The organism is Actinoplanes sp. L3-i22, assembly GCF_019704555.1.
Taxonomy (GTDB): domain Bacteria; phylum Actinomycetota; class Actinomycetes; order Mycobacteriales; family Micromonosporaceae; genus Actinoplanes.
The window spans coordinates 1,374,659-1,400,228 of record NZ_AP024745.1 but is presented as its reverse complement, the minus strand read 5'-3'; the positions used below and the strand labels follow the sequence as shown (position 1 = coordinate 1,400,228).

Genomic DNA, 25,570 nt, shown 5'->3' with positions numbered 1-25,570 from the left:
TCAGGAGGCGTGCAACGCGTGCCGCATGTCGTCGTCGTGATCCTCGACCACCCGGCGCAGCAGCGGGTTCAGATCCGGCTGTCCGAGCAGCTCGGCGGCGAGCTCCCGGGCCCGCTCCGAGACCAGCACCGCGGGGTACGCCGCGACAAGCGTCTTCTCCGCACTCATCCCGGACCGGACCCGCATCATCTCCGGCATCTCGGCAAAATACCGGGCCACGTACGGCTCCAGCAGCTCCCGCTGCTCGGGCTGCCAGAACCCGCTCGCGGTGAGCTCGACCAGCCGGTTGGAGAGCGACACGTCGCCGACGATCGCCGCCCACGCGGCCGCCTTGGCCGCCGGGTCGGGCAGCGCGGCCCGGCACCGGGCGGCCCACTGCTCGCCGGTGGCGGTCCGGTCCGCGGCCACCTCCGCCTCGATCGCGGCCACGCCGGCCACCCCGAGCACCGCCAGCCGGTAGAGGATCAGCCAGCGCAGGTCGGCGTCGACGACCAGGCCGGCCGGCACGTCCTCGCCGGTCAGCCAGCGGCCGAGCCGGGCGGTGTCGACGGTCGCGCCGATCAGCCCGCGGGCCGCGATCAGCTGCCGGGAGCCGCCGGCCGGGGCGGCGGCGAGCAGCCGGTCGGTGGCCTGCGCGATCAGCTCCAGCGCGGCCGGCCGGGTCTCCGCGGCGGCGTAGCGGTCGACCAGGCTCCGGGTGGCGCGCAGCACGTCCTCCACGATCACCGTCTCGGTCTCCGCGGGCAGCGCGGTGAGCACCAGGGTGACCAGCTCGGCGACCGGGCGCTCGCCGTCCACCACGGCGTCCAGGGCCGACGCCCAGAGCACCGCGCGGGCCAGCGAGTCGGTGATCAGCGGCAGCAGCAGCGGGACGGCGGCGGCCGAGGCGTCGTCGAGGCGGATCTTCGCGTACGCCAGGTCGCCGTCGTTGAGCAGCAGCAGGTCGGCCGCCCGGACCCCGGCCAGCTCGGGCAGCACGGTCCGCCCGGTCGCGTCCAGCTCGATCTCGATCAGGTCGCGCCGGGTCACGACGCCGTCCAGGTGGTCGTAGAGCCCGATCCCGATCCGGTGCGGGCGCAGCGTCGGGAACCGCTCCGGCGCGGTCTGCACGACCGCCACCTCGCGGTACACGTCACCGTCGCGCCGCACGTCGAGCCGCAGCGTGTTCACCTGGGCGCGGCGCAGCCACACCTCGGCCCAGCCGGACAGGTCCCGGCCGCTCGCCTTGGAGAACGCGCCGAGCAGGTCGGCGAGCGTGGCGTTGCCGTACGCGTGCGCCTCGAAGTGCGCGTTCAGCGCGGCCCGGAACGGGTCGTCGCCGAGCCAGGCGACCAGCTGCTTGAGCACCGAGGCGCCCTTGGCGTACGAGATGCCGTCGAAGTTCATCAGCGCGTCGTCGGTGTCGGCCACGTCGGACGGGGCCACCGGGTGCGTGGACGGGCGCTGGTCGGCGCGCAGCCCCCAGGCCTTGCGGTGCAGCGCGAACGTGGTCCAGGTGCCGGTGAACCGGGTCGCCTCGGCGGCCACCCGGGCGCCCAGGTACTCCGCGAACGACTCGTTCAGCCACAGGTCGTCCCACCAGGCCATGGTGACCAGGTCGCCGAACCACTGGTGGGCCATCTCGTGGGCGATCACGTTGGCCCGGTGCTCGCGCTCGGTCTCGGTGATCGTCGAGCGGGGCACGAACTCGTCGCGGAACACCACCAGGCCCGGGTACTCCATCGCGCCGAAGTTGAACTCCGGGGCGAACGCCTGCTGGTAGTGCCCGAACGGGTAGCGGATCTCGAACATCTCGTGGAACCGGTCCAGGCACTGCTTGGTGATCTCGAAGATCTCCGGGGCCTGCGCGTCCAGCTGCGCGGCGAGCGTGGCCCGGATGTAGAGCGCCAGCGGGATGCCGTCGTGCTCGTCGGTGCGCACGTGCCAGGGGCCGGCGATCAGGCTGGCCAGGTACGTCGAGATGCGCTGGGTGGGCGCGAACTCCCAGCGCCCGCCGGCCGAGGAGACCAGCTGCCCGTTGGTGGCGACGATCCACTCGGCCGGGGCGGTCACGCTCACCCGGAACGAGGCCTTCAGGTCCGGCTGGTCGAAGCAGGGCAGCACCCGGCCGCCGTTGTTGATGAACAGGTGCTGGTAGAGGTAGACCGCGCCGTCCGCCGGATCGGTGTAGCGGTGCAGACCCTCGCCGTTGTTCGAGTACCCCATGGTCGCGTCGACGACCAGCTCGTTCTCCTCGGCCAGGCCGTCGAGCGCGAGCCGCCCGCCGGCCACCGCGGACGGCGGCACGGGCCGGCCGTTGAGCGTGATCGAGGCGGTCTCCACCGGCTCGAACTCGAGGAACGTCGAGGCGCCGGTCCGGGCGCGGAACACGGCCACGGTACGGGCGCGGAACGTGTCCCCGGACCCGGTGAGGTCCAGGTCGACGTGGTAGCTCTCGACGTCGACGAGGGACGCCCGGTCGGCGGCCTCGGCGCGGGTCAGGGTCGGCATGACGACAATCATGCCGGTAACCGCTGGCACGCCGCGAAGCCACGTCGACGATCTCTTGCGGGCGGGTGGGCGGCGCGCTAATTTCGGGGCATGCGCGTGAGCCGGAACAACTGGTGGCAGCCCTGATCGGGCGGCCAACTCCCACGCGCTACTGACTCATCCACGGCCGCCCCCACCCGGGCGGCCGTGTCTCGTTTCACGGGTGGGCTCCGGGGGCGGGGCGGTCTCCGTACCTCAGCAATCGGAGACCTCGCATGACGACCACCGTGACCGCCGCAGCCACCCGGACCCGCCGCCTCACCGGTTTTCAGCCGACCGGACGGCTGCATCTCGGCAACCTGCTGGGCGCGCTGCGCCCGTTGATCGCGGCGCAGGACGCCGCGGAGTCCATCGCGCTGATCGCCGACCTGCACGCGATGACCATGGACCACGACCCCGCTTCGGTACGCCGTCACACCCTCGAGCAGGCCACCGTGATGCTCGCCGCGGGGGTCGACCCGGAGCGCACCCCGATCGTCGTCCAGTCCCAGGTCCGCGAGCACACCGAGCTGCACTACCTGCTGGAGTGCGTGGCCGCGCACGGCGAGGCGGCCCGGATGATCCAGTTCAAGGAGAAGTCCGCGGCCGGCGGCCCGATCCGGCTCAGCCTGCTCACCTATCCGGTGCTGATGGCCGCCGACATCCTGCTCTACGACACCACCCAGGTGCCGGTCGGCGAGGACCAGAACCAGCATCTCGAGCTCGCCCGCACGCTCGCCATCAGGTTCAACACGAAGTACGGCGACACGTTCACGGTGCCCGAGGGCGTCCGGCCGGACTCCGCCGCGCGGATCATGGACCTCGCCGAGCCCACCCGGAAGATGGGCAAGAGCACCGGAACCGGGCAGATCCGACTGCTGGACCCGCCCGAGGTGATCCGCCGCACCGTCGCGCGGGCCGCCACCGACCAGGTCGGGCTGGTCCGCCGCGACCGGGACAACCAGCCGGGCGTGACCAACCTGGTCGACATCCTGGCCGAGCTGACCGGCCGGCCGCCGTCCGACACGACCTCCTACGCCACGCTGAAACGCGAGGTCACGGACGCGATCGAGGCGGTGCTCACGCCGATCCGCGCGCGGCACGCCGAGCTTTCGGCAAACCCCGATTCGGTACGGGCGGTGCTCGCGGCCGGCGCCGAGAAGGTCCGCCCGACCGCGGCCGCCACGGTGCGCCGCGCCCGGGAGGCGATCGGCCTACTGAACTAACGCCGGCAGCTTCTTCTCGAAGCAGATGCTGGTCGGGTTGCCCCGATATCCGCCGAAGGCCGGGATCTGCCGGTAGCCCGAGGACTGGTAGAGCGCGATCGCCGACGGCAGGTACGTCCCGGTCTCCAGCCGGATGACCGGGCGGCCGACGGCAAGCGCCTCCTCCTCGACCGCGACGATCAGCTGCCGGGCGAGGCCGCGACCGCGGTGCGCCGGGCGGACGTACATGCGCATCAGCTCGGCGACGCCCTCGTCGAGGGCCCGCCAGGCCGCGCACGCGACCGCCCGGCTGTTCACCACACCGATCAGGTACTCCACGTCGTCGTGCGGTTCGAATATCTTGCCCGGGCCGGCTCCGGCCTCGGCCAGTTCGCGCTGCTGAGCAGTCACGAGAGCGGCGAGTTCGGGGTCCAGGGCGGGACGCGATTCGATCTGCACGAGGGTGACTCTAGGTGACGACCCTTTCCGGCGGATTACGTAGAACTGGCCTATGCCCTATTCGCCGGTGTCGTCCTCGTCGTCATCGTCCTCGTCCAGCTCGGTGACCAGCACCGGGAGTTTCGAGTTGGTGACGCTGGTGACGGTGCCGTCCGAGGACATGTGCATGACCTCGTCCTCGCTGCGGACCCGGCGGGCCTTGCGGGCCGCGAGCCGCACCGACGCCGAGGGGCGGTGGTCCAGCTCCTCCAGCCGGGCATCGGTGCCGCGCGGGCCGGAGATGAACTCGCCGGCGTTCGGGTGCCAGTCGAACTCGCGGGTGCCGATCCGGACCGGGTCGCCGGACTTGGCGCCCAGCTTGCCGAGCTTGTCCTCGACGCCGAGCCGCTCCAGCCGGTCGCCCAGGTAGCCGATCGCCTCGTCGTTGTCGAAGTTCGTCTGCTTGATCCAGCGCTCGACCTGGGTGCCGCGGATCACGAAGACGCCCTCGGCGTCCTGCTCGATGGTGAAGCCGGTGTCGTCGACCGCGCGCGGGCGGATCACGACCCGGGTCGGCTCCTCGACCGGCTTCGCGGCCCGGGTCTGCGCGACGACCGCGGCCAGCGCGTAGTTGAACTCCTTGAGCCCCTCCCGGGTCACCGCGCTCACCTCGAACACCTGGAAGCCGCGGGCCTCCAGGTCGGGGCGGACGATGTCGGCGAGGTCCCGGCCGTCCGGGATGTCGATCTTGTTGAGCACCACCATCCGGGGCCGGTCCTCCAGGCCGCCGTAGGCGCTCAGCTCGGCCTCGATCGCGTCCAGGTCCGCCAGCGGGTCCCGGTCGATCTCCGGGGTCGCCGCGTCCAGCACGTGGACCAGCACCGAGGTGCGCTCGATGTGCCGGAGGAACTGCATGCCCAGGCCCTTGCCGGTGGCCGCGCCGGGGATCAGCCCGGGCACGTCGGCGATGACGAACGTCTCCTCGCCGGCCTGCACGACGCCCAGGTTCGGCACCAGGGTGGTGAACGGGTAGTCGGCGATCTTCGGCTTGGCCGCGGAGAGCACCGAGATCAGCGACGACTTGCCGGCCGACGGGAAGCCGACCAGGCCGACGTCGGCGACGCTCTTCAGCTCGAGCACCGCGTCCAGCGCGTCGCCCGGCTCGCCCAGCTCGGCGAAGCCCGGCACCTTGCGGCGGGCGTTGGCCAGCGCCCGGTTGCCCCGGCCGCCACGGCCACCGCGGGCCACCTCGAACTCGGTCCCGGCGCCGACCATGTCGGCCAGCACCTCGCCGTCGGCGGTCATCACGACCGTGCCGTCCGGCACCTTCAGGACCAGGCCCTTGCCGTTCGCCCCGTCCCGGTTCGCGCCGGCGCCACCGGCGCCGTTGGTCGCCTTGACGTGCGGGTGGAAGTGGAAGTCCAGCAGGGTGTGCTGCTGCGGGTCGACGACCAGCGTGATGCTGCCGCCGTGCCCGCCGTCGCCACCGTCCGGACCGCCGAGCGGCTTGAACTTCTCCCGGAGAACGGAGGCACAGCCGTGCCCGCCGTCACCTGCCTGCAGGTGCAGCACGACCCGGTCGACGAACGTGGTCACGACTCAACTCCCTGTAACGCTTCATGTTCCTGCTACCGCTGGCGGCCGCCCGGGGCTGGGCATCGCCCACCGCCGGGCTCCTCGGCTGGCTCTCAGCGGTGCCTCGCGTGTGCTGAGACACCCCTGACAACCAGCCACGGCCATGCCATGTCGGCTGGGCGTTTGTTCCCGGCTGACCCAACGCCGGCCGGCGTGCCGCTGTTCCCCGCACGGCGGCCCCGGCTGGTGCCGGGCCTAGCGGCCCCGGCTGGTACCGGGGCGTGACGGCCCCGGCTGGTGCCGGGGCGTACAAACAAAAGCGGGCCGTGGACCCCAAGAGGTCCGCGGCCCGCTCCGGCAGTATTACTCCGCGACCGGCACGATGTTGACGGTCTTGCGGCCCCGCTTGGTGCCGAACAGCACGTTGCCCGCGGCCAGCGCGAACAGCGTGTCGTCGCCACCGCGGCCGACCAGGTCGCCCGGGTGGAACTTGGTGCCCCGCTGGCGGATCAGGATCTCGCCAGAGTTGACCAGCTGGCCACCGAAGCGCTTCACGCCGAGCCGCTGAGCAGCGGAGTCACGGCCGTTGCGCGAGCTTGATGCACCCTTTTTATGAGCCATGTCGCCGCCTACTTCCCGCTCTTGATGCCGGTCACCTTGACGCGGGTCAGCGGCTGGCGGTGACCCTGGCGCTTGTGGTAACCCGTCTTGTTCTTGAACTTGTGGATCCGGATCTTCGGACCCTTGGTGTGCTCGGCGATCTCGCCGGACACCGTAACGTTGGCAAGCTTGGCCGCGTCGGTCACCAGGTTGTCACCGTCGACGAGGAGGACCGCGGCGAGCGTCAGAGCGTCGCCGGGCTCGCCCACGAGCTTCTCGACCTCGATCACGTCGCCCTCGGCAACCTTGTACTGCTTGCCGCCGGTCTTGACGATCGCGTACATAGGACGCGGACTCCCTGAGACTTGCGCAGCCGAGACATAAGCTGCTTGGCGGATACTGCTGGGGTCTCGGCGCGGCCGGCTGAGCCACTTATTGACGAACGAGTCAGTGAATGACCTAGTCGGGCGCACGAGACAGGCGCCGAAAAAGCGCCGTCGGCAAGCCTACTTCATCGGCGCGCCGACACCAAAACGGGGTTAACTCTTTCCGCAGGCCGCATCCAGGGTGGCGTGCAGATCGGCGAGCTTTTTGTCGTCGATCTTCGAAAGATCACCCTTGAGAGTGGTCACCTGGGTGCCCATCTCGGTCAACGCCTTCTTCAGCTTGGCGTCGGCGGTGAGCTTCGACATGTCGCCCAGCGCGTACGAGTACCCCGCCACCGTCCGGTCGACCTTCTCCTGCGCCCGGGCCTTGGCCTCGGCGCCCTGCGAGGCGGCCCCGACCAGCGCCGCGTAGTCGGCGGCGAAGTTCGTGCCGAAGTTGGTGCTGGTCCGCGCGGCCTGCGCGCAGATGGCCTGGGTGTCGGCGGAGAGCGCCGCGTCGGCGGAGGCAGCCACGACCGGGTCCACGGCCGCGGGGCTGACCGCGGCCACCGGGGCGCCGGCGTCGGCGGTGGTCTTCTGGTCGTCACCGGAGCAGCCGGCGGCGAGCAGGGCGAAGGTGAGCGCGGCAGCGGCCGCGAGGGGGCGTCGCATGGGATCTCCTCGGGGGGCGGGGATCGATCCCGACGAGGGTAACGGAAAACCCGCCCCGGCAGTTAACTTTCTTAACAGCTAACTGCCGGGGCGGGTTTCCTCAGGTCAGGGGCGAGTACGGCGGCGTGCACCGCTGCGGCGCGACCGGCGGCGGCCGGTACCGGCACCCACCGAGTCGTCGTCGCCCTCTTCCTCGTCCTCTTCCGCGGCGTCCGGATCGTCCGAGCCGGTCAACTGCAGCGGCTCGGCGTCGCCCGCGTAGTCCGCGCCGTTGGCCTCCGGCGCCTCGTAGCGGGACAGGTCGTAGCCGCTGATGTCGTAGCCGTCGTCCCCGTCCGGGGTGCTCAGCGCCGGCTTGACGGCCCGCACGACCCCCCGGATCACTCCGGACCCGGCCATCGGCGGACCGGCCACCGGGGCCTCGGCGACCGGCGTCGTGGCGACCGGCGTAGTGGCGACCGGAACCTCGGCCACCTCCGCCGCCGGGCCGGTCTCGAACGGCTCGATCGGCTCGGCGAGCTCGGCCCGCTCGATCGGGGCCTCGATCACCTCGATCTCGACCTCGACCGGCTGCTCGACGACCGGGGCGTCGCCGCCCCGCCGCCGCCGGGAACGCCCGGTGGTGGCCGGCTGCTGCTGTTGCTGCTGGTGTTGCTGCGGCGGCGCCTCGGTACGCACCGCCGCCGCCACCGCCTTCACCTGCGGGGCCGCGGCCACGCCGCCGCCACTGCCGCCACCGTTGCCGTTGGACCGCTTCTCCGGCACCGGCTCGGGGTGAATGATCACTCCGCGGCCCTTGCAGTGGTCGCAGGTCTCGCTGAACGCCTCGAGCAGCCCGGCGCCGATCCGCTTCCGGGTCATCTGCACCAGGCCGAGCGAGGTGATCTCGGTGACCTGGTGCTTGGTCCGGTCCCGGCCCAGGCACTCGGTCAGCCGCCGGAGCACCAGCTCGCGGTTGCTCTCCAGCACCATGTCGATGAAGTCGATCACCACGATGCCACCGAGGTCGCGCAGCCGGAGCTGACGCACGATCTCCTCGGCCGCCTCGAGGTTGTTGCGGGTGACCGTCTCCTCCAGGTTGCCGCCCGCACCGGTGTACTTACCGGTGTTGACGTCGACGACGGTCATCGCCTCGGTCCGGTCGATCACCAGGTGACCGCCGGAGGGCAGGAACACCTTGCGGTCCAGGCCCTTGAGGATCTGCTCGTCGATCCGGTGCTCGGCGAAGACGTCGCCCACGCCGGTGTGCCGGTGCAGCCGCTCGACCAGGTCCGGCGACACCGAGTGGAGGTAGTTCTCCACCTCGCCGTACGCCTGCTCGCCCTGCACGACCAGCTCGCGGAAGTCCTCGTTGAACAGGTCCCGGACCACCCGGATGACCAGGTCGGGCTCCTCGGAGAGGGCGCTCGGGGCGTTGCCCGTGGCGGCCCGCGCCTGGATGTCCTCCCACTGGGACTGCAGCCGCTTGACGTCGCGGGCCAGCTCGTCCTCGCTGGCGCCCTCGGCGGCGGTCCGCACGATCACGCCCGCGCCGTCCGGCACCATCTTCTTCAGGATGTCCCGGAGCCGCTTGCGCTCGTTGTCCGGCAGCTTGCGGCTGATCCCGGAGGCGTTGCCGTTCGGCACGTAGACCAGGTGCCGGCCGGAGAGCGCGATGTGGCTGGTCAGCCGGGCGCCCTTGTGGCCGAGCGGGTCCTTGGTGACCTGGACCAGCACCGAGTCACCGGAGCGCAGCGCCTGCTCGATCGAGCGGGCCCGGCCCTCCAGCCCGGTGGCGTCCCAGTTCACCTCGCCGGCGTACAGCACCGCGTTCCGGCCGCGGCCGACGTCGACGAACGCCGCCTCCATGCTCGGCAGCACGTTCTGGACCTTGCCCAGGTACACGTTGCCGACCATGGTGCCGGAGGTGGCCCGGGCGACGTAGTGCTCGACCAGGATGCCGTCCTCGAGCACGGCGATCTGGGTCCGGTCGGCCTTCTGCCGGACGACCATGACCCGGTCCACCGCCTCGCGGCGGGCCAGGAACTCCGACTCGCTCAGGATCGGCGGACGGGTCCGGCGCTGCTCGCGACCGTCCCGGCGGCGCTGACGCTTGGCCTCCAGCCGGGTCGACCCGGAGACGCCCTGCACCTCGTCGGTACGGCGCGGCTCGCGGACCCGGACGACGGTGTGCACGCCGTCCTCGATGCCACCGGTCTCGGCGTCGCCGCCGGAGCCCTTGCGGCGGCGGCGACGGCGACGGCGGGTGACCCCGCTCTCGCCCTCCTCGCCGTCCTCGTCCTCGGCCTCGTCGTCCTGGGACGCCTCGGCGTCACCCTCGGACTCCTCGGCCTCCGGCTCGTTCTCGTCCGACTCGTCGGACGGGCCCTTGCCGCGGCCGCGGCCACGACGGCCCCGGCGACGGCGGCGACGGCCGGCCGCCTCGTCGTCCTCGTCCTCGGCGCCGTCCTCGACGTCGTCGGCACCCTCGTCGACCTCGTCCAGGACCGGCTGCTCCGCCACGGCGGCGACCGGCTCGGCGGCCGGCTGCTCCTCGGCGGCGCCCCGGCGACGACGACGGCTGCGGCGGGTGCCCTCGACGGGCTCCTCCGCGTCCTCGGCGGCCGGGACCTCGGCGGACTGAGCCGCCGCGGACGGGGTGGACACCGGCGCGGTCGCCGGCGTCTCGACCGGCGCGGCCGCCACGGGGGCGGGCGCCAGCGGGTCGGTGACCGGACGACGACGCCGGCTGACCGGCGCGGGAGCCGCCTCGGTCGCCTCCGGCGGCATGAAGAGCACCGCCGGGGGCAGCGCGGCACGACGCCCCTTGGCGGGCGCGGCCGGCGGCTCCTCGACGAAGTCGTCGTCCAGCGGGAGGATCCCGACCACCGGCACGCCGGCGGCGGTCTCCTCGTCCTCCTCCTCGACCGGCTCGTCGGGGACCACCACCACGACGGGGGCGGGCTCGGCGACCGGCTGCGGGATCTCGAGCTGCTCGGAGGGCGGCTCGGCGGCGGGTGCGACCACCTTGCGGCGGCTGCGGGTGGCCTTCTTGACCGGGGCCGGGGTCTCCGCGGCGGGTGCCTCGGTGGCCTCGGCGGCCGGTGTCTCGGGGGTGGCCTCGGCCGGGGTGTCCGTGACGGCCGGCGCGGCTGCCTTGCGGCGGCTACGGGTGGCCTTCTTCACGGGTGCCGGGGTCTCGGTGACCTCGGCCGCCTCCGGTGAGACGGCCGCGACGGGCGCGGCATCCTCAGCCGGAGGGGCCGCCGCCTTACGGCGGGTGGCCCGGACCCGGCGAGCCGGGGTGGTGGCGGTATCCGTGGGCGGCGAGACTGCTCCGTCCCGTTCACCGCCCTGTTCTCCCAGGTTGACTGGGGGCTCGTTATCGAGCATGGGCGCTCTCCAGTTCTGGCGACCCCGGGCGCGGGTGAGCGCTGCCACGCAGGATCGCTGCAAGTATTTCGGGCCCGTCCGAGACGGACGGGCTGCCGAAGTCGTCTGCCAATGGGCGCCGACCGGTCCCGGTCAGCGTCCGCCGAAGCCGACGCCCTCGCGATCCGCCTCCAACGGATCGACGATCTCCCCCTGCGCGGTGAGTAAGCCCTGGGCCAGCCGGGTCACCCTCGGGGGTACCGGCGGCTCCAGGTCGGCCACCACGCGCAGGCCGGAGAGGACGTCATCGGGCCGAACGGCGGGAATTACCTGCCGTACGACAAGGTCGATTATCGCACACGGTACTCCACCGGCCTCGGAAGGTAGGTCCGGCTCTTGTTCCACCATGCACCCATTCACCGCCGCGCGCGCGTCGAACGAGCGCCGGCCCTGCTTGGTCATGCGCTCGACCAGCACTTCCGGCGCCGCGAGGAAGGCGGCGACGGCGGCCCGGGCGGTCTCCGGGTCGATGCCCGGCAGCTCGATCCGCCACCGTGAGGCGTCGATCCGGTCGGCCAGGCTGCCCTCGCCGGCCCGGACCGCCTCCAGCACGTCCAGGCCCGGGGAGAGCGCGGCGTCCAGGGCGACCCGCAACTGCTCCGGGTCGGTCTCGGTCTGCAGACCGATCTCCAGGTACTCCGCCTCGCTGCCGACCCCGGTGGGCGCGGCACTCGCGTACGAAATCTTGGGGTGTGGGGTGAAGCCTTGAGAGAAAGCGATCGGGACGGCGGCCCGGCGCAGCGCACGCTCGAAGGCGCGGGCGAAGTCGCGGTGCGAGGTGAAACGCAGCGGTCCGCGCTTCGCATAGCGAATGCGGATCCGCTGCACCACCGGGGCCTGACCGCCCACGGGCTGGTTCTTCGGGGGAATCTTCTACTCCTAAGCGGGGACCCGCAGTCCGTTCACCGGGGTCAGGGGAAGCAGCTTCTTACCGGTCGGGCCGATCTGGATCTCGGTGTCCATCGACGGGCAGACGCCACAGTCGAAGCACGGCGTCCAGCGGCAGTCGTCCTGCTCGAACTCGCTCATCGAGTCCTGCCAGTCCTGCCAGAGCCAGTCCTTGTCGAGGCCGGAGTCGAGGTGGTCCCAGGGCAGGACCTCGGCCTCCTCGCGCTCCCGGGTGGTGTACCAGTCCAGGTCGACGCCGAAACCGGGGAGCACCTCGGCGCACGCCTCGACCCACCGGGAGTACGAGAAGTGCTCGGACCAGCCGTCGAACCGGCCGCCCTTCTCCCAGACCCGGCGGATGACCTGGCCGACCCGGCGGTCACCGCGCGACAGCAGGCCCTCGATCAGCGACGGCTCGCCGTCGTGGTAGCGGAAACCGATCGCCCGGCCCAGCGAGCGGTCGCTGTTGATGGCGTCCTTGAGCATCTTGAGCCGGCCGTCGATGACCTCGGGCGTATCCATCTTCGCCCACTGGAACGGGGTGTGCGGCTTAGGCACGAAGCCACCGATCGACACGGTGCAGCGGATGTCCTTGGTGCCGGCGGCCTCCCGCCCGGCCCGGATCACCTCGTGCGCCATGTCGGCGATCTCCAGCACGTCCGCGTCGGTCTCGCTGGGCAGACCGCACATGAAGTACAGCTTCACCTGGCGCCAGCCGTTCGAGTACGCCGTGACGACCGTCCGGATCAGGTCCTCCTTGGTCACCATCTTGTTGATGACCTTGCGGATCCGCTCCGAGCCGCCCTCCGGGGCGAAGGTGAGACCGGTGCGCCGGCCGTTGCGGGACAGCTCCTGCGCCAGGTCGATGTTGAACGCGTCGACCCGGGTGGACGGCAGGGACAGCGAGACGTTGGTGTCCGCGTACTGCTCGGCCAGGCCGGAGCACATGTCACCGATCTCCGAGTGGTCCGCGCTGGAGAGCGAGAGCAGGCCGACCTCGCTGTAGCCGGAGAACTCCAGCCCCTCCTTGACCATCTGGCCGACCGTGGTGATCGACCGCTCCCGCACCGGGCGGGTGATCATGCCGGCCTGGCAGAACCGGCAGCCCCGGGTGCAGCCGCGGAAGATCTCCACGGCGTACCGCTCGTGGACCGTCTCGGCGAGCGGGACCAGCGGCTTCTTCGGGTACGGCCAGGCGTCGAGGTCCATCGTGGTGCGCTTGGAGACCCGGAACGGGACGTCCGGGCGGTTCGGCACGACGCGCTGGATGCGCCCGTCCGGCAGGTAGTCGACGTCGTAGAAGCGCGGTACGTAGATGCTCTCGGTCCGCGCCAGGCGCAGCAGGATCTCGTCCCGCCCGCCGGGGCAGCCCTCGGCCTTCCACTCCCGGATGATCCCGGTGATCTCCAGGACCGCTTCCTCGCCGTCACCGAGCACGGCGGCGTCGATGAAGTCGGCGACCGGCTCCGGGTTGAAGCTGGCGTGGCCGCCGGCCAGCACGATCGGGTGCTCGACCGTCCGGTCCGCGCTGAGCATCGGGATGCCGGCCAGGTCGAGCGCGCTGAGCATGTTCGTGTAGCCCAGCTCGGTGGCGAACGAGATGCCGAAGACGTCGAAGGCCTTGACCGGCCGGTGCGCGTCGACGGTGAACTGCGGGACGCCGGCCTCCTTCATCAGCGCCTCGAGGTCGGGCCAGACCGAGTAGGTCCGCTCGGCCAGCACGTCCGGCTGTTCGTTGAGCACCTCGTAGAGGATCTGGACGCCCTGGTTGGGCAGGCCGACCTCGTACGCGTCCGGATACATCAGCGCCCAGCGGACCACCGTGGCGTCCCAGTCCTTGACGACGGCGCCGAGCTCGCCGCCCACGTACTGGATCGGTTTGCTGACCCGGGGCAGCAGCTGCTCGAGCTGCGGGAAGACGGAACTCACGCTCATGGGTGTCCAGGGTACGCGAGACGCTAGCCGCCCAGTTCCGCCGCGGCCCCGTCCAGGTCGATCGCGAACAGGTCGTTCCGGAACGCGCAGAGCTGCAGGGTCATCCGGGCCGCGCCGCGCTCGCCGACCACCAGGCGGATCGGTTTGCCCCGCTCGTCCAGCTCGCCGACGATCAGGTCGAGCAGCCGGACCCCGGCGCTGTCCAGGAACGAGACCGCGGTCAGGTCGATCAGCACGGCGTCGGCCAGCGTCGTCCGGGCGACGATCGCCCGCCCGATGTCGTGCGCGTTGGCCAGGTCGATCTCACCCTTGAGATGTACGGCCTCGGCCACCCCGTGCCGCGAAAAGGTCACCCATTGGTCCGTCAACGTGGGCCTCCCCGGTGCCGGCGCATGGTCACCGTGGTCCCGTCGCCCCGGTCGAACAGCAGCTCGTCCATCGCTTCCTCGATCAGTTGCAGGCCACGCCCCCGGGAGTCCCCGGGCCCGTGCCAGGTGCCGCGATCGGACACCCGGATCTCCACCGCCTCGTCGGTGACCGTGGCGGACACGTCCACCACACCGAACGGGTCGTCCCGGTACCCGTGCTCGATCGCGTTCGCCACCGCCTCGGAGCAGCCCAGCAGCACCGCGTCCATGCAGTCGCCGTCCACCCCGTGCCCGGTCAGCCAGGCCCGCATGTCCGAGCGGAGCAGCGCGATCTGCAGCGGGTCGGCGCCGAGCGTGCGTTCCAGCCGCTCCTCGGCGCCCAGGGTCAGGCAGAGCAGGCAGACGTCGTCGCCGTGCTCCCGGCCCACCATGGTGTCGGCCAGCGCCGCGGGCAGGCCCTTCAGCGGAGCCCCGCGCAGCCGGCTGAACTCCCGGTTGAGCACCTCGAAGCCGCGGTCGATCGGCCGGTCCCGGCGTTCCACCAGGCCGTCGGTGTAGAGCAGCAGGCGGCTGCCGGGGGCCAGGCGCATCCGGTGCTCGGTGCGGCGGCGGTCGCCGGCCCGCGTCCCGATCGGGCCGGAGCGCGCCTGGAGCAGGAACTCGGCGGAGCCGGCCGGCTGGTGCAGCAGCGGCGGCAGGTGCCCGGCGCAGGCGTAGACCAGCTCGCACTCGTCCAGGTCGACCTCGGCGTAGACGACCGTGGCCATCCGCGCCGAGTCGACCCGCTGGCAGAACTGGTCGAGGCCCTCCAGCAGCCGGGCCGGCCCGTTGGCCGCGTTCGCCAGCGCCCGGATCGCGCTGCGCAGCTGGCCCATCGTGCTGGCCGCCTCCAGCCCCCGCCCGACCACGTCGCCGACCACCACGGCCAGCCGGTTCGGGGTGATCAGGAAGGCGTCGAACCAGTCGCCGCCGACCTCCAGGTCCTGCCCGCCGGCCTGGTAGTGGGTCTCCAGCGCGAACCGCGCGTCGCCGGACGGCACGTCGGTGGCGAGCAGGCTGCGCTGCAGGGACCGGGCGATCGCCCGTTCCTGCTCGTAGAGCCGGGCGTTCTCCAGCGCCAGCCCGGCCCGGTCGGCCAGGTCGACGAGGAACGCCCGCTCGGCCTCGGCCCCGCGCCGGTCGGCGGCCATCCGCAGCGCCAGGGTGCCGAGCACCCGGCCACGCGCGGTGATCGGCAGGACCGTGCAGCCCAGCCCGTCACCGTCGGTGGCGTGGACCGGCGTCACCGAGCGGGTCGCCTCGGCGATCCGCTCGAACAGCAGCGCCTCGTCCGGCGCCGGGCCGCCGGCGTCCTCGCGCAGCCCGGCCGGGCCGACGTGCAGCCGGACGGTGGCCCAGTCGGCGATCTCCGGGACCACCCGCTCGATCAGCCGGCGGCAGCGCTGCAGCAGCCGGTGCTCCTCGTCCAGCGCGCGGGTGGTGGCGGCGAGGAACTCGGCCCGCTCCTCGCGGCGGCGGGCGTCGTCGTAGAGCCGGGCCCGGTCCAGCGCCTGGCCGGCCTGCTGGCCGAGCAGCCGGATCACCCGCAGCTCGCCGTCGCTGAGCTCGCGCTCCTCGGCGAAGCTGAACGCCAGGACGCCGAGCACGGTCACCCCGGCCTGGTCCTCGGTGGGTCCGGTGGTCAGCGGCAGCAGCACCACGGTCCGGCGGCCGGACCGGGTCATCGTCCGTTCCAGGTCCGGGAAGTGCTTCGCGGCCTCCGCGAGGTTGTGCACCACGTGCAGGTCGCCGCGGCGGGCCACCTCGGCGACCGCCCGCTCCGACGAGCGCGGCATGTCGTCCCAGTTGCCGGTGGTCGGATCGGTGGAGGCCACCGCGACCAGCTGGTCCCGCTCCAGATCGACCAGGTAGATGCTGCTGCTGGTGGCCTGGAACGCCGGCTCCGGGGCGCGCAGCACGGCCTCGGCCACCTCCGCCTCGGTCGGCGCGGCGGCCAGGTCGGCGACGATCTGCTGGAGCGCCTGGACGCGCGTCTCCGAGGCCTCCGCGACCTGCCGGGCGAGCAGCAGCTCGTTCTCGTAGCTGCGCCGCTCGGTGGCGTTGAAGATCATCGTGCGGATCACCCGCGGCGCCCCGCCGGCGGCCCGTTCCAGCACCGAGTTGACCAGCACCGGCACCCGGGTGCCGTCGGCACGGACCACGTCGAGCGCGATCTCGTGCACCTCGTTCTGCATGGTCAGCAACGGTGCGTAGTGGGTTTCGTGGTAGATCTGACAACCCGGCGTGAGCAGATCACGGAACCGTCGGTGACCGATCAGGGCGGACCGCTCGTAGCCGGTCCAGTCCAGGAACGTCTGGTTGACCCGGACCACGGTGCCGTCCGGGAGGGTCGTCAGATAACCGCAGGGTGCATGCTCGTAAAGGTCCTCGGGATCGTCGTCCCAGGGCAGTCGCAACTCCTGTGACAAGTCCGGCCCACCAGATTCGCTCACGCCAGCGCTCCGCCGATCATGCCCGCTGTCTACAACCAGGACTTGATCGCGTCAACCGTCTCTTCCGGAGCACTCAGATTCGGACAGTGGCCGGTCGCGTGCAGCGCGGTGAAGGTGCTCTGCGGCGTGTTCTTGTGGACGTACTCACCGACCACGGTGGGCGCGATCACGTCGTCCGAGCACTGCAGCACGAGCGAGGGCACCCGCATCCGGGGCAGGTCGGCCCGGTTGTCGGAGAGGAAGGTGACCCGGGCGAACTTCTTGGCGATCGCCGGATCGGTGCGGCAGAACGAGTTGGTGAGCTCCTCGCCCAGCTCCGGCCGCTCCGGGTTCCCCATGATCACCGGGGCCATCGCGCTGGACCAGCCCAGGTAGTTGCTGTCCAGCGAGACCAGCATCTGCTCGATGTCGGGCCGGCCGAAGCCGCCGACGTAACCGTCCGCCTCGTCGTTGATGTACCGCGGCGACGGGCCGATCATCACCACGCCGGCGAACCGCTCCGGCTGCCGGACCGCGGCCAGCAGGCCGATCATCGAGCTCACCGAGTGGCCGACGAACAGCACGTCGTGCAGGTCGTGCTCCTCGACGATGTCCAGGATGTCGGTGGCGTAGCCGTCGAGGGTCGAGTACTTGGCGTCGTCGTACGCCGTCAGGTCCGACTTCCCGTTGCCCACGTGGTCGAAGAGCACCAGCCGGTGCGTGTCCGCGAAGGCCGGCGTGACCAGCCGCCACATGTTCTGGTCGCACCCGTAGCCGTGCGCGAAGAGCATCGGCTGCCCGGATTCGCGGCCGGACGACGTGACGGCGTTCCGCTGTGTGGATCTCATGCGGGTCGAGCCCTCCCCAGGGGTGGTGAGAGGTGTCACCCGGGGCGCCCGGATGCGAAGTCCGGGTAACCATACGACTCCGGAGCGTTTCGCACATCGCCCCCGTTGTCCGCCATTCGTGTCCGGTGGCCGGATTCCGCCCCGCCGTCCGCTTGGCACACCGTGCCTAACCTGGGTGTGGACCAACGCTCCCGGCCGGCCGAAGGAGATCGACGACAATGGCTGACACGGAGCCGGGACAACACACCCCGGCCACCGGAATGCCCGACCCGACCCGCGTGGCCGGTTCCTCCGACGAGCCGCCGACCGGGGTCCTCCCGTCGCGGTGGAGCGGAGCGGCGCCGGTGCCCGAGGTGGCGCCGAGGAAGTCGCTGTGGGGGCGGCTCGTCGACCGGGTGAGCGGGGAGCCGGAGCCCGACCCGGAGGACTACTGGGCGACGATGCCGGCCGTGGACCCGTGGGCCGGGCAGGACACTCCGGTCTGGACCACGGAACATCTGGCGCCGGCCGGGGCGCCGCCGACGCGCGTGGACGCCCCGGCGGAGCACCTGCCGCCGACCCGGTTCGACAACCCGGCCGCGCCCGGCCCGCCCCGCGCGCAGACCGGGCAGCCGGCGCCGGCGAAGGTCGACTTCCCGGCGAAGGTCGCGGCGCTGCTCGACCAGCTCGGCGCGAAGGCCGCCCAGGTCGCCGAGGCGCGGAACGCGAAGGCACCGGCGGGCGCGCCGGCCGCCGTACCCCCCAAGCCGTTTGCCCCGCCGCAGCCCGCCGCCGGACCGCCGGCGCCACCCCGGGGATGGTTCCGCAAGCCGAAGGCGAGCGCGAGCCCGGCGCCGCAGCGTGTTCCGGTGCAACCGCGCCCGAAGGAGGCGACCCGGCCGCCGTGGACCCCGCCGCGCCCGCGGCGCAAGCGCCGGCGGCTGCGGCGACTCCTGCTGGTCATCGCGGTCCTGGTCGCGGCGTGGTTCGGTGCGCCCTACGCGTACGACCAATGGCCCGTCCTGGGGCAGTTCCCGGTCACCGCGCAGCTCCCCGATCGCCTCGGTGACCTGCGCCTGCGCATCGACGACGCCAGCCAGAAGGCGGTCGACCGCCTGGCCGACCAGCTGGCCGAGGCCGGCGCCGACGGGCAGGCGTTCGCCGGTGTCTACAGCGACTCCGGCGGCAAGAAGGTCACCCTCTACGGCGTCACCGGCTGGCGGTTCACCCCGCAGTCGGACGTGTCCGGGCAGTTGGCCCGGATCGCCGGCGACACCAAGCTGAGCGACGTCCGGGACTTCGACACCGGCGAGTTCGGCGCGTTCGAGAGCTGTGGCGCCGGCCGGCTGAACGGGACGTCGACGGTGATCTGCACGTGGGCGGACCACGGCAGCATGGCGACCGTGCTGCTGACCCGGCGCTCGGTGTCGGAGAGCGCCGAGCTGGTCGCCAACCTGCGCGGGGAGGTGCTCACGCCCCGATTCGGGGCGTGAGCGGGGAGGTCACTCCGGGCGCTTGGGCGCGTACCGCGGCACGTACTCCTGGCCGGTCATCTTCTGGATCTCGCCCATCACCTGGTCGGTGAGCTCGCGCAGCGAGGTGCGGTCGTCGGAGCGGCCGACCGTGTCGATCGGCTCGCCGAACTTGACCGTGACCTGGCCCCGCATCAACTTGGGGTAGATCTGGCCGATCGGCTGCACCACCTCGGTGCCGATCATGCCGACCGGGATGATCGGCACGCCGGCCGCGACGGCCAGCCGGGCCACGCCGGTGCGCCCGCGATAGAGCTTGCCGTCCGGCGAGCGGGTGCCCTCGGGGTAGACCGCGACCAGGTCACCGCCCTTGAGCGCGGGGATCGCGGCATCGAACGCGGTGAGCGCGGCACGGCCGCCGGCCCGCTCGACCCGGATGGCGCCCAGGCCCTCCATCAGCTTTCGCGAGAAGAAGCCTTTCACGCCCTTGCCGACAAAATAGTCCGATTTGGCCCAGAACGCCAGGTGGCGCGGCACGGCCGCACCGAGGAACAGCTCGTCGGCGACCGAGAGGTGGTTGCCGGCGAAGATCGCGCCACCGGTCTTGGGCACGTTCTCGATGCCCTCGATGCGTGGCTTCCAGCCCACCATCAGCGCGTTGCCGACGGTGAGCTTGCCGATCGAGTAGATCAGCGGCAACTCGTCCTCCGATAAGACCAGGTACTGACAAAGATGAGGGGTGAGGGAAGGTTATCGGACGCAAGCCCGCTGTGGACGATTGATCTTGCGCCAGGCCCGGACATTCGCCGCGTCAGGCGAATATCCGGGCTAGTCGGGTATCTCACACGGGGGTGACGGCCACCGTGATCCGCTCGCCGTCGCCCACCTCGCCGCTGAAGCCGTCCACCGGCGCGAACGTCAACGACGTGGCCAAGGTCTCACCGGCGACGAACGTCCGGTGCGCCTCGACCGCCGCCGCCACCGCCGGCGACCCGGCCACCACCAGCGCGATCCGGTCCGAGACGTCCAGATCGGCGTCCCGGCGGGCCCGCTGCACGACCCGGATCACGTCCCGGGCCAGGCCCTCGGCGGCCAGCTCCGGGGTGACCGCGGTGTCCAGCACGACCACGCCGGCGCCGGCCGGCAGCGGGGCCGAGTTCACCGCGTCCGCGGCGACCAGCTTCAGCTCGTACTCGCCCTCGGCCAGGGTGACGCCGGCCGCGACCGGGGCGCCGTCGACCAGCGTCCAGTCACCGGCCTTGACCGCCTTGATCACCTGCTGGACCTGCTTGCCGACCCGCGGGCCGAGCGCCCGGGGCACCACGATGAGGACCTGCTCGCAGTAGGCGGCGACGTCGTCGGTGAAGACCACGTCCTTGACGTTCACCTCGTCCTTGAGCAGGTCGCCGAGCCCGTCCAGCGAGCCCGGGTGGACGGCGGCCACGGTCAGCCGGGCCAGCGGCAGCCGGACCCGCAGGGCCTTCGCCTTGCGCAGCGACAGCGCCGCCGACGCCACGTCCCGGATCGCGTCCATCGACGCGACCAGGTCGTGGTCGGCCGGGAACACGGCCGGGTCCGGCCAGTCGGTCAGGTGGACCGAGCGGTCGCCGGTCAGGCCGCGCCAGACCTCCTCGGCGGTGAGCGGCGCCAGCGGGGCGACCACCCGGCAGAGCGTCTCCAGGACGGTGGCCAGGGTGTCGAAGGCATCCGGGTCGCCGTCCCAGAAGCGGTCGCGGGAGCGGCGGACGTACCAGTTGGTGAGCGCGTCGAGGTAGGCGCGGACGTCCCCCGCCGCACCCGAGATGTCGTAGTCGTCCATTTTTTTCGCGACATCTGTGGCTAGTTCGCCGGTTTTGGCGAGGATGTAGCGGTCGAGCAGGTGCGTGGAGGCTGTCCGAAATTTCGCGACATAGTTCGAGGCGTTGGCATAGAGGCTGAAGAAATACCAGACATTCCACAACGGCAAGAGCACCTGGCGTACGGAGTCACGGATCGCCGTCTCGGTCACCGGCATGTCCCCGCCCCGCAGCACCGGCGACGACATCAGCATCCACCGCATGGCATCGGAGCCATAAGAGTCGAAAACTCCATATACGTCCGGATAGTTGCGCAAAGACTTGGACATCTTGCGCCCGTCCTCGCCCAGCAGGATGCCGTGGCTCAGGCAGTTCCGGAACGCCGGCCGGTCGAACAGCGCCGTGGCCAGCACGTGCATCGTGTAGAACCAGCCGCGGGTCTGCCCGATGTACTCCACGATGAAGTCGCCCGGGTAGTGGTGCTCGAACCAGTCCTTGTTCTCGAACGGGTAGTGCACCTGCGCGAACGGCATCGACCCGGACTCGAACCAGCAGTCCAGCACCTCGGGCACCCGGCGCATGGTCGACTTCCCGGTCGGGTCGTCCGGGTTGGGCCGGGTCAGCTCGTCGATGAACGGCCGGTGCAGATCGCTGACCTTGACGCCGAAGTCCCGCTCCAGCTCCTCGTAGGATCCGTACACGTCCACCCGCGGAAACGCCGGGTCGTCCGACTTCCACACCGGGATCGGCGAGCCCCAGAACCGGTTCCGGGAGATCGACCAGTCCCGGGCGTTCGCCAGCCACTTGCCGAACGAGCCGTCCTTGACGTGCGCCGGCGTCCAGGTGATCTCCTGGTTCAGCTCGACCATCCGGTCGCGGAACTTCGTCACCGCCACGAACCAGGACGACACCGCCTTGTAGACGAGCGGGGTGTCGCAGCGCCAGCAGTGCGGGTACGAGTGCGTGTAGCCGTCGTGCCGGACCACCACGCCGCGCTCCTTGAGCAGCGCGATCACCGGCTTGTTGGTGTCGAAGACCTGCACGCCCTGGAAGTCCGGGACCAGCGCGGTGAAGCGGGTGCGCTCGTCCACGGTGACCACGGTCGGGATACCGGCCGCGGTGCAGGCGTTCTGGTCGTCCTCCCCGAAGGCGGGGGCCATGTGGACGACGCCGGTGCCGTCCTCGGTGGTCACGAAGTCGGCGCCGAGCACCTGGAAGGCGTTCTCCCCGCCCGGCTCGACGAGGTAGTCGAAGAGCGGGGTGTAGCGGCGGCCGACGAGCTCGCGGCCGAGGACCGTGCCGACCTGTTCGTAGCCGTCGAGCTCCTTGGCGTAGGCGGCCACCCGCCCGGCGCCGAGGATGAGCCTCTGCCCTGATTTGTCGGACAAAACCGCATATTCGATGTCTGGGCCGACCGCCAGCGCCAGGTTCGACGGCAGCGTCCACGGCGTGGTCGTCCACACCGCGATGTCCTCACCGGTAGAAAGACGGAATTTTACCGTCAAAGCGGGATCGGTCCGGTCCCGGTAGACGTCGTCCATCCGCGTCTCGGTGTTCGACAACGGCGTCTCACATCGATAGCAGTAGGCGAGAACGCGGAAACCCTCGTACACCAGACCCTTGTCGAAAAGCGTCCGGAACGCCCACATGACCGACTCCATGTAACCGGGGTCGAGCGTCTTGTAGTCGTTCTCGAAATCGACCCAGCGGGCCTGCCGGGTGACATACCCCCGCCAGTCGTTGGCATAGGCGAGCACCGATGTCCGGCAGGCCTCGTTGAACTTGTCCACACCCAGTTCGAGGATCTGCGCCTTGCTGGTGATGCCGAGCTGTTTCTCCGTCTCGATCTCGGCCGGCATGCCGTGTGTGTCCCAGCCGAAACGACGTTCGACGTGCTTTCCGCGCATCGTCTGATAGCGCGGGACGACGTCCTTCACGTACCCGGTGAAAAGGTGCCCGTAATGCGGAAGGCCGTTCGCGAACGGCGGGCCGTCGTAGAAGACGTACTCGTTGGAGCCGTTCTCCCCGGCCGGGCGCGCCTCGACGGAGGCCTCGAACGTGCGGTCCGCCGCCCAGTGCGCCAGGACGGCACGCTCGACCGCGGGCAGATCCGGAGAGGCCGGAACGCCCGTCGCGTCAGTGTGTTTCGGATACATCTCGGTGCTCCTCAAACAGTCATCACCTGACTGCGAGGACGAGCCTTTTCGAAGGCCCGCGGTACCACCTCGCTTGACGGATGCACATCCGCCCGCTCATTCGCCGGCCGCCGCGCGTGCCGAATCGCCCGGTTCTACTAGGGGCGGACCCCGTTCTTCCGGAGGCTCCCCGGTGATGGCCGGTTCGTCGCCTGCGTTCCGACAACGATACCGGCCACCCCATGATTCCTTCACCCGCATTACCGCGGGCAGATCAAGACCTATTTACGGTACGGCGTGAGCACCGTCGACCAGAGCGAACCACCGTCCCGATCCCGCAGGTGAACCGTGAGCGCCCCGGAATGCCCGTCGATCTCCACCTCGCCGAAGTGCTGATAGCCCTCGGCCGGCGAGGCGTTCGCCACCGGTGGGGCGTGCACGAAGACCGCCTCCGGCCCGAACGTGCCGTCCAACTTGTTCGGCCCGAACCCACCCGCGTGCGCCGGCCCGGAGACGAACTCCCAGAACGGCGCGAAGTCCTGCACCGCGGCCCGCTTCGGGTCGTAGTGGTGCGCCGCGGTGTAGTGCACGTCCGCGGTCAGGAACACCAGGCCGGTCACGCCGTGCCGGTGCGCTGCCCGGAGCACCTCGGCGAACTCCAGCTCACGTCCCCGCGGCGCGCCGTCGTCGCCCTGCGCCACCCCCTCCTGGCCGACCGGCGCGTCCGGCACGACCAGGCCCAGCGGCAGGTCGTTGGCGATCACCTTCCAGGTCGCGCGGCTGTGCCGGAGCCCGTCGATCAGCCACTGCCGCTGGACCGCGCCGAGCAGGCCGCGCTTCGGGTCGGCGTACGTGTCGTCGGTGTTCGGGTCCTTGAACGTGCGCATGTCCAGCACGAAGATGTCGAGCAGCGGCCCGTAGGAGATCTTCCGGTAGACCGGGCCGGTCCGCTCCGGGGTCGGCACCCACTCGTGGTAGGCCCGGTGCGCCCGCGCGGCCAGCACGTCCACCCGCTTCTCGGTGTACCGCGCGTCGTCCAGGATCTCCCCCGGGTACCAGTTGTTCAGCACCTCGTGGTCGTCCCACTGGTTGATCTGCGGGACCGCCGCGGTGAACCGCTTGTACGCGTCGTCGAGCAGGTTGTACGCGTACTGCCCGCGGTACTCGTCGAGCGACTCGGCGACCTTCAGCTTGGCGTCGGTGAGCCGGTTGCGCCAGATCCGCCCGTCCGGCAGCGTGACCGTCTCCACCAGCGGCCCGTCCGAGTAGACGGTGTCCCCGCTGTGCAGCAGGAAGTCCGGCTTGCGCAGCCGCGCCGACTCGAACAGCTTCAGCCCGCCGTAGTTCGGGTCGATGCCCCAGCCCTGGCCCACCACGTCACCGGTCCAGACGAACCGGATGTCGCCACGACGCGTCGGCGCGGTCCGGAACGTGCCGTCCACCGGGAGGCTGAACAGCCCCGGCCGGTCAGGGCTCTCCACCTTGGCCCGGTAGTAGACCTTCTCGCCGGACGGCAGCCCACGCAGCCGCACCTTGCCGGTGAAGTCGGTGTCCGGGGTGACCAGCGGCCCCCGGATCACCCGTGAGCCGCGGAAGTCGGGGCGGCGGCTGGCCTGCACCCAGAGCCGGCCGGGCCGGTCCGCCCGGGTCCAGATCACCGCGGAGTCCGCGGTGGCGTCGCCGCTCTGCACGCCATGGGTGATCACCGGCCGGCTGCCGGCACTGGAGAACGCCGGGGCCTCGAAGAGCGCCCCGGCCACGCCACCGGCCACTCCGGCGCGCAACAGATTCCGTCGTGAGATCGAAGTCATGCCCTGATGCCTATCGATCCCGCATGGCCCCGAGGTGGCCGTTGCCTAAACTCCACCCGGTGATCCGGATCGAGTTGGACGAGCCGACGCTGGCGCGCACCCGCATCGCGATCAGCCCGCTCGGCGAGCTGATCAACGGACTGTTCCTGCTCCGGCGGCACGCGACGGCGCCCTGGCCGTACACCTCCTGGGCGGACCGTGCCCGGCAGGCGCTCCGCACCGATCCGGCGACCGCGCCGGTCGGTCTCTATCTGCGGGTGGCCCGCGGCTACCCGGACTTCCTGCTCCCGGTCCCGGAGGAGCCCGCGCCCAGCTTCGCCGACCAGCTCGGCCAGGTCCGCCGGACACCGGCCGAAGTGGTCGAGGAACAGCTGGCCAAGCACTATCCGGACGGCGTGCTGCCGGACGCCCTGCGGCCGTTCCGGGACGACCGGCGGAACGCGCTGGACCGGCTCGCCGACGGGCTGGCCGCCTACTGGGACGCGGCGCTCGCGCCGTACTGGCCGGCCATGCGCGCCGCGCTGGACGAGGAGGTGCTGCTGCGGGCCCGGGCGCTGGCCGCCGACGGCCCGGACGCCCTGCTGGCCCGGCTGCACGACCGGATCCGCTGGGAGCCGCCGGTGCTCACCCTGGTGAAGGACCACGACCACGCCTTCGAGGCGCTCGACAAGCGGCTGCTGCTGGTCCCGCTGATCTTCTCCCGGGGCGCGCTCTCCTGCTCCACCGACCACCCCCGGGTGCTGATGGTCACCTACCAGTCCCGGGGCGCGGCGGTGCTCGCCGACACCCCGGCGCCGCCGTCGGCCGCCGACGCCGACCGGCTCGCCATCCTGGTCGGCCGGGGCCGGGCCGCGGTGCTGCGCGCGCTCGTCGTCCCGGCCACCACCTCCGCCCTGGCCGCCGCGCTGGGCCTGGCCCCGAGCACGATCTCGGAGCACCTCTCGGCGCTGCTCGCGGCCGGGGTGGTGCACCGCCGCCGGGCCGGGCGCCGGGTCCTCTACGGCCTGGAGCCGGCCGGGACCGCGCTGGTCGCGCTGATCGGCGGGGATTCGGGCAGAACCGAATTCGTTTCCTGAAGCGGACTCCGCGCCCT

18 protein-coding genes are annotated in these 25,570 nt (G+C 71.5%); 3 read left to right on the top strand and 15 right to left on the bottom strand.

Features of this window, described 5'->3' with window-relative positions; genetic code table 11:
* Window positions 1-2,490 (bottom strand): aminopeptidase N, encoded by a 2,490-nt coding sequence (pepN, locus tag L3i22_RS06490; protein ID WP_221326076.1) that lies wholly within the window; start codon window positions 2,488-2,490, stop codon window positions 1-3.
* A gap of 254 nt (window positions 2,491-2,744) precedes the next feature.
* Between pepN and trpS the strand changes: the two genes are divergently transcribed.
* Window positions 2,745-3,734, top strand: a complete 990-nt coding sequence (gene trpS, locus L3i22_RS06485; RefSeq protein ID WP_221326075.1) for a tryptophan--tRNA ligase — start codon at window positions 2,745-2,747, stop codon at window positions 3,732-3,734.
* Here trpS and L3i22_RS06480 read toward each other — a convergent pair.
* The 11 genes from L3i22_RS06480 to L3i22_RS06430 form a co-directional block, all read right to left on the bottom strand.
* On the bottom strand, window positions 3,723-4,172 hold the full coding sequence (locus L3i22_RS06480) for a GNAT family N-acetyltransferase (protein WP_221326074.1): 450 nt from the start codon (window positions 4,170-4,172) through the stop codon (window positions 3,723-3,725). The genes trpS and L3i22_RS06480 overlap by 12 nt on opposite strands.
* A 57-nt stretch (window positions 4,173-4,229) precedes the next feature.
* Window positions 4,230-5,747, bottom strand: coding sequence for a GTPase ObgE (gene obgE, locus L3i22_RS06475; RefSeq protein ID WP_221326073.1), 1,518 nt, complete (start codon window positions 5,745-5,747; stop codon window positions 4,230-4,232).
* A 342-nt stretch (window positions 5,748-6,089) separates the two neighbouring features.
* A complete protein-coding gene (gene rpmA / locus L3i22_RS06470) occupies window positions 6,090-6,347 on the bottom strand; it encodes a 50S ribosomal protein L27 (RefSeq protein WP_221326072.1) in 258 nt (85 codons plus the stop codon).
* 8 nt (window positions 6,348-6,355) lie between these two features.
* Window positions 6,356-6,670, bottom strand: a complete 315-nt coding sequence (gene rplU / locus L3i22_RS06465) for a 50S ribosomal protein L21 (RefSeq protein WP_014688346.1) — start codon at window positions 6,668-6,670, stop codon at window positions 6,356-6,358.
* Window positions 6,671-6,865: 195 nt separating this feature from the next.
* A complete protein-coding gene (locus L3i22_RS06460; RefSeq protein WP_221326071.1) occupies window positions 6,866-7,363 on the bottom strand; it encodes a hypothetical protein in 498 nt (165 codons plus the stop codon).
* A gap of 105 nt (window positions 7,364-7,468) precedes the next feature.
* On the bottom strand, window positions 7,469-10,735 hold the full coding sequence (locus L3i22_RS06455) for a ribonuclease E/G (protein ID WP_221326070.1): 3,267 nt from the start codon (window positions 10,733-10,735) through the stop codon (window positions 7,469-7,471).
* Between the two features lie 132 nt (window positions 10,736-10,867).
* Window positions 10,868-11,602, bottom strand: coding sequence for a TIGR03936 family radical SAM-associated protein (locus L3i22_RS06450; protein WP_221329814.1), 735 nt, complete (start codon window positions 11,600-11,602; stop codon window positions 10,868-10,870).
* Between the two features lie 51 nt (window positions 11,603-11,653).
* Window positions 11,654-13,597 carry a TIGR03960 family B12-binding radical SAM protein gene (locus L3i22_RS06445; protein WP_221326069.1) on the bottom strand — a complete coding sequence of 648 codons (1,944 nt, stop codon included), beginning with the start codon at window positions 13,595-13,597 and terminating at the stop codon, window positions 11,654-11,656.
* A gap of 23 nt (window positions 13,598-13,620) precedes the next feature.
* On the bottom strand, window positions 13,621-13,950 hold the full coding sequence (locus L3i22_RS06440; protein WP_255657997.1) for an STAS domain-containing protein: 330 nt from the start codon (window positions 13,948-13,950) through the stop codon (window positions 13,621-13,623).
* 11 nt (window positions 13,951-13,961) lie between these two features.
* Entirely contained in the window at window positions 13,962-16,457 is a 2,496-nt protein-coding gene (locus L3i22_RS06435; RefSeq protein WP_221326067.1) for a SpoIIE family protein phosphatase, read from the bottom strand.
* 29 nt (window positions 16,458-16,486) lie between these two features.
* Complete coding sequence (locus L3i22_RS06430) at window positions 16,487-17,284, bottom strand: alpha/beta fold hydrolase (RefSeq protein ID WP_221326066.1); 798 nt, start codon at window positions 17,282-17,284, stop codon at window positions 16,487-16,489.
* Window positions 17,285-17,502: 218 nt separating this feature from the next.
* Here L3i22_RS06430 and L3i22_RS06425 point away from each other — a divergent pair, with 218 nt between their 5' ends.
* Window positions 17,503-18,756 carry a hypothetical protein gene (locus L3i22_RS06425; RefSeq protein ID WP_221326065.1) on the top strand — a complete coding sequence of 418 codons (1,254 nt, stop codon included), beginning with the start codon at window positions 17,503-17,505 and terminating at the stop codon, window positions 18,754-18,756.
* A gap of 9 nt (window positions 18,757-18,765) precedes the next feature.
* Here L3i22_RS06425 and L3i22_RS06420 read toward each other — a convergent pair whose 3' ends face one another.
* The 3 genes from L3i22_RS06420 to L3i22_RS06410 all read right to left on the bottom strand — a co-directional run bounded on the left by L3i22_RS06420 (window position 18,766) and on the right by L3i22_RS06410 (window position 24,477).
* Window positions 18,766-19,434: a 1-acyl-sn-glycerol-3-phosphate acyltransferase gene (locus tag L3i22_RS06420; protein WP_221326064.1), complete on the bottom strand. Its 669-nt coding sequence runs from the start codon at window positions 19,432-19,434 to the stop codon at window positions 18,766-18,768.
* A 142-nt stretch (window positions 19,435-19,576) separates the two neighbouring features.
* A complete protein-coding gene (ileS, locus tag L3i22_RS06415; protein ID WP_221326063.1) occupies window positions 19,577-22,687 on the bottom strand; it encodes an isoleucine--tRNA ligase in 3,111 nt (1,036 codons plus the stop codon).
* 260 nt (window positions 22,688-22,947) lie between these two features.
* A complete protein-coding gene (locus tag L3i22_RS06410) occupies window positions 22,948-24,477 on the bottom strand; it encodes an alkaline phosphatase (RefSeq protein WP_221326062.1) in 1,530 nt (509 codons plus the stop codon).
* 59 nt (window positions 24,478-24,536) lie between these two features.
* Between L3i22_RS06410 and L3i22_RS06405 the strand changes: the two genes are divergently transcribed.
* A complete protein-coding gene (locus tag L3i22_RS06405) occupies window positions 24,537-25,553 on the top strand; it encodes a helix-turn-helix domain-containing protein (protein WP_221326061.1) in 1,017 nt (338 codons plus the stop codon).
* Window positions 25,554-25,570 lie beyond the last annotated feature (17 nt).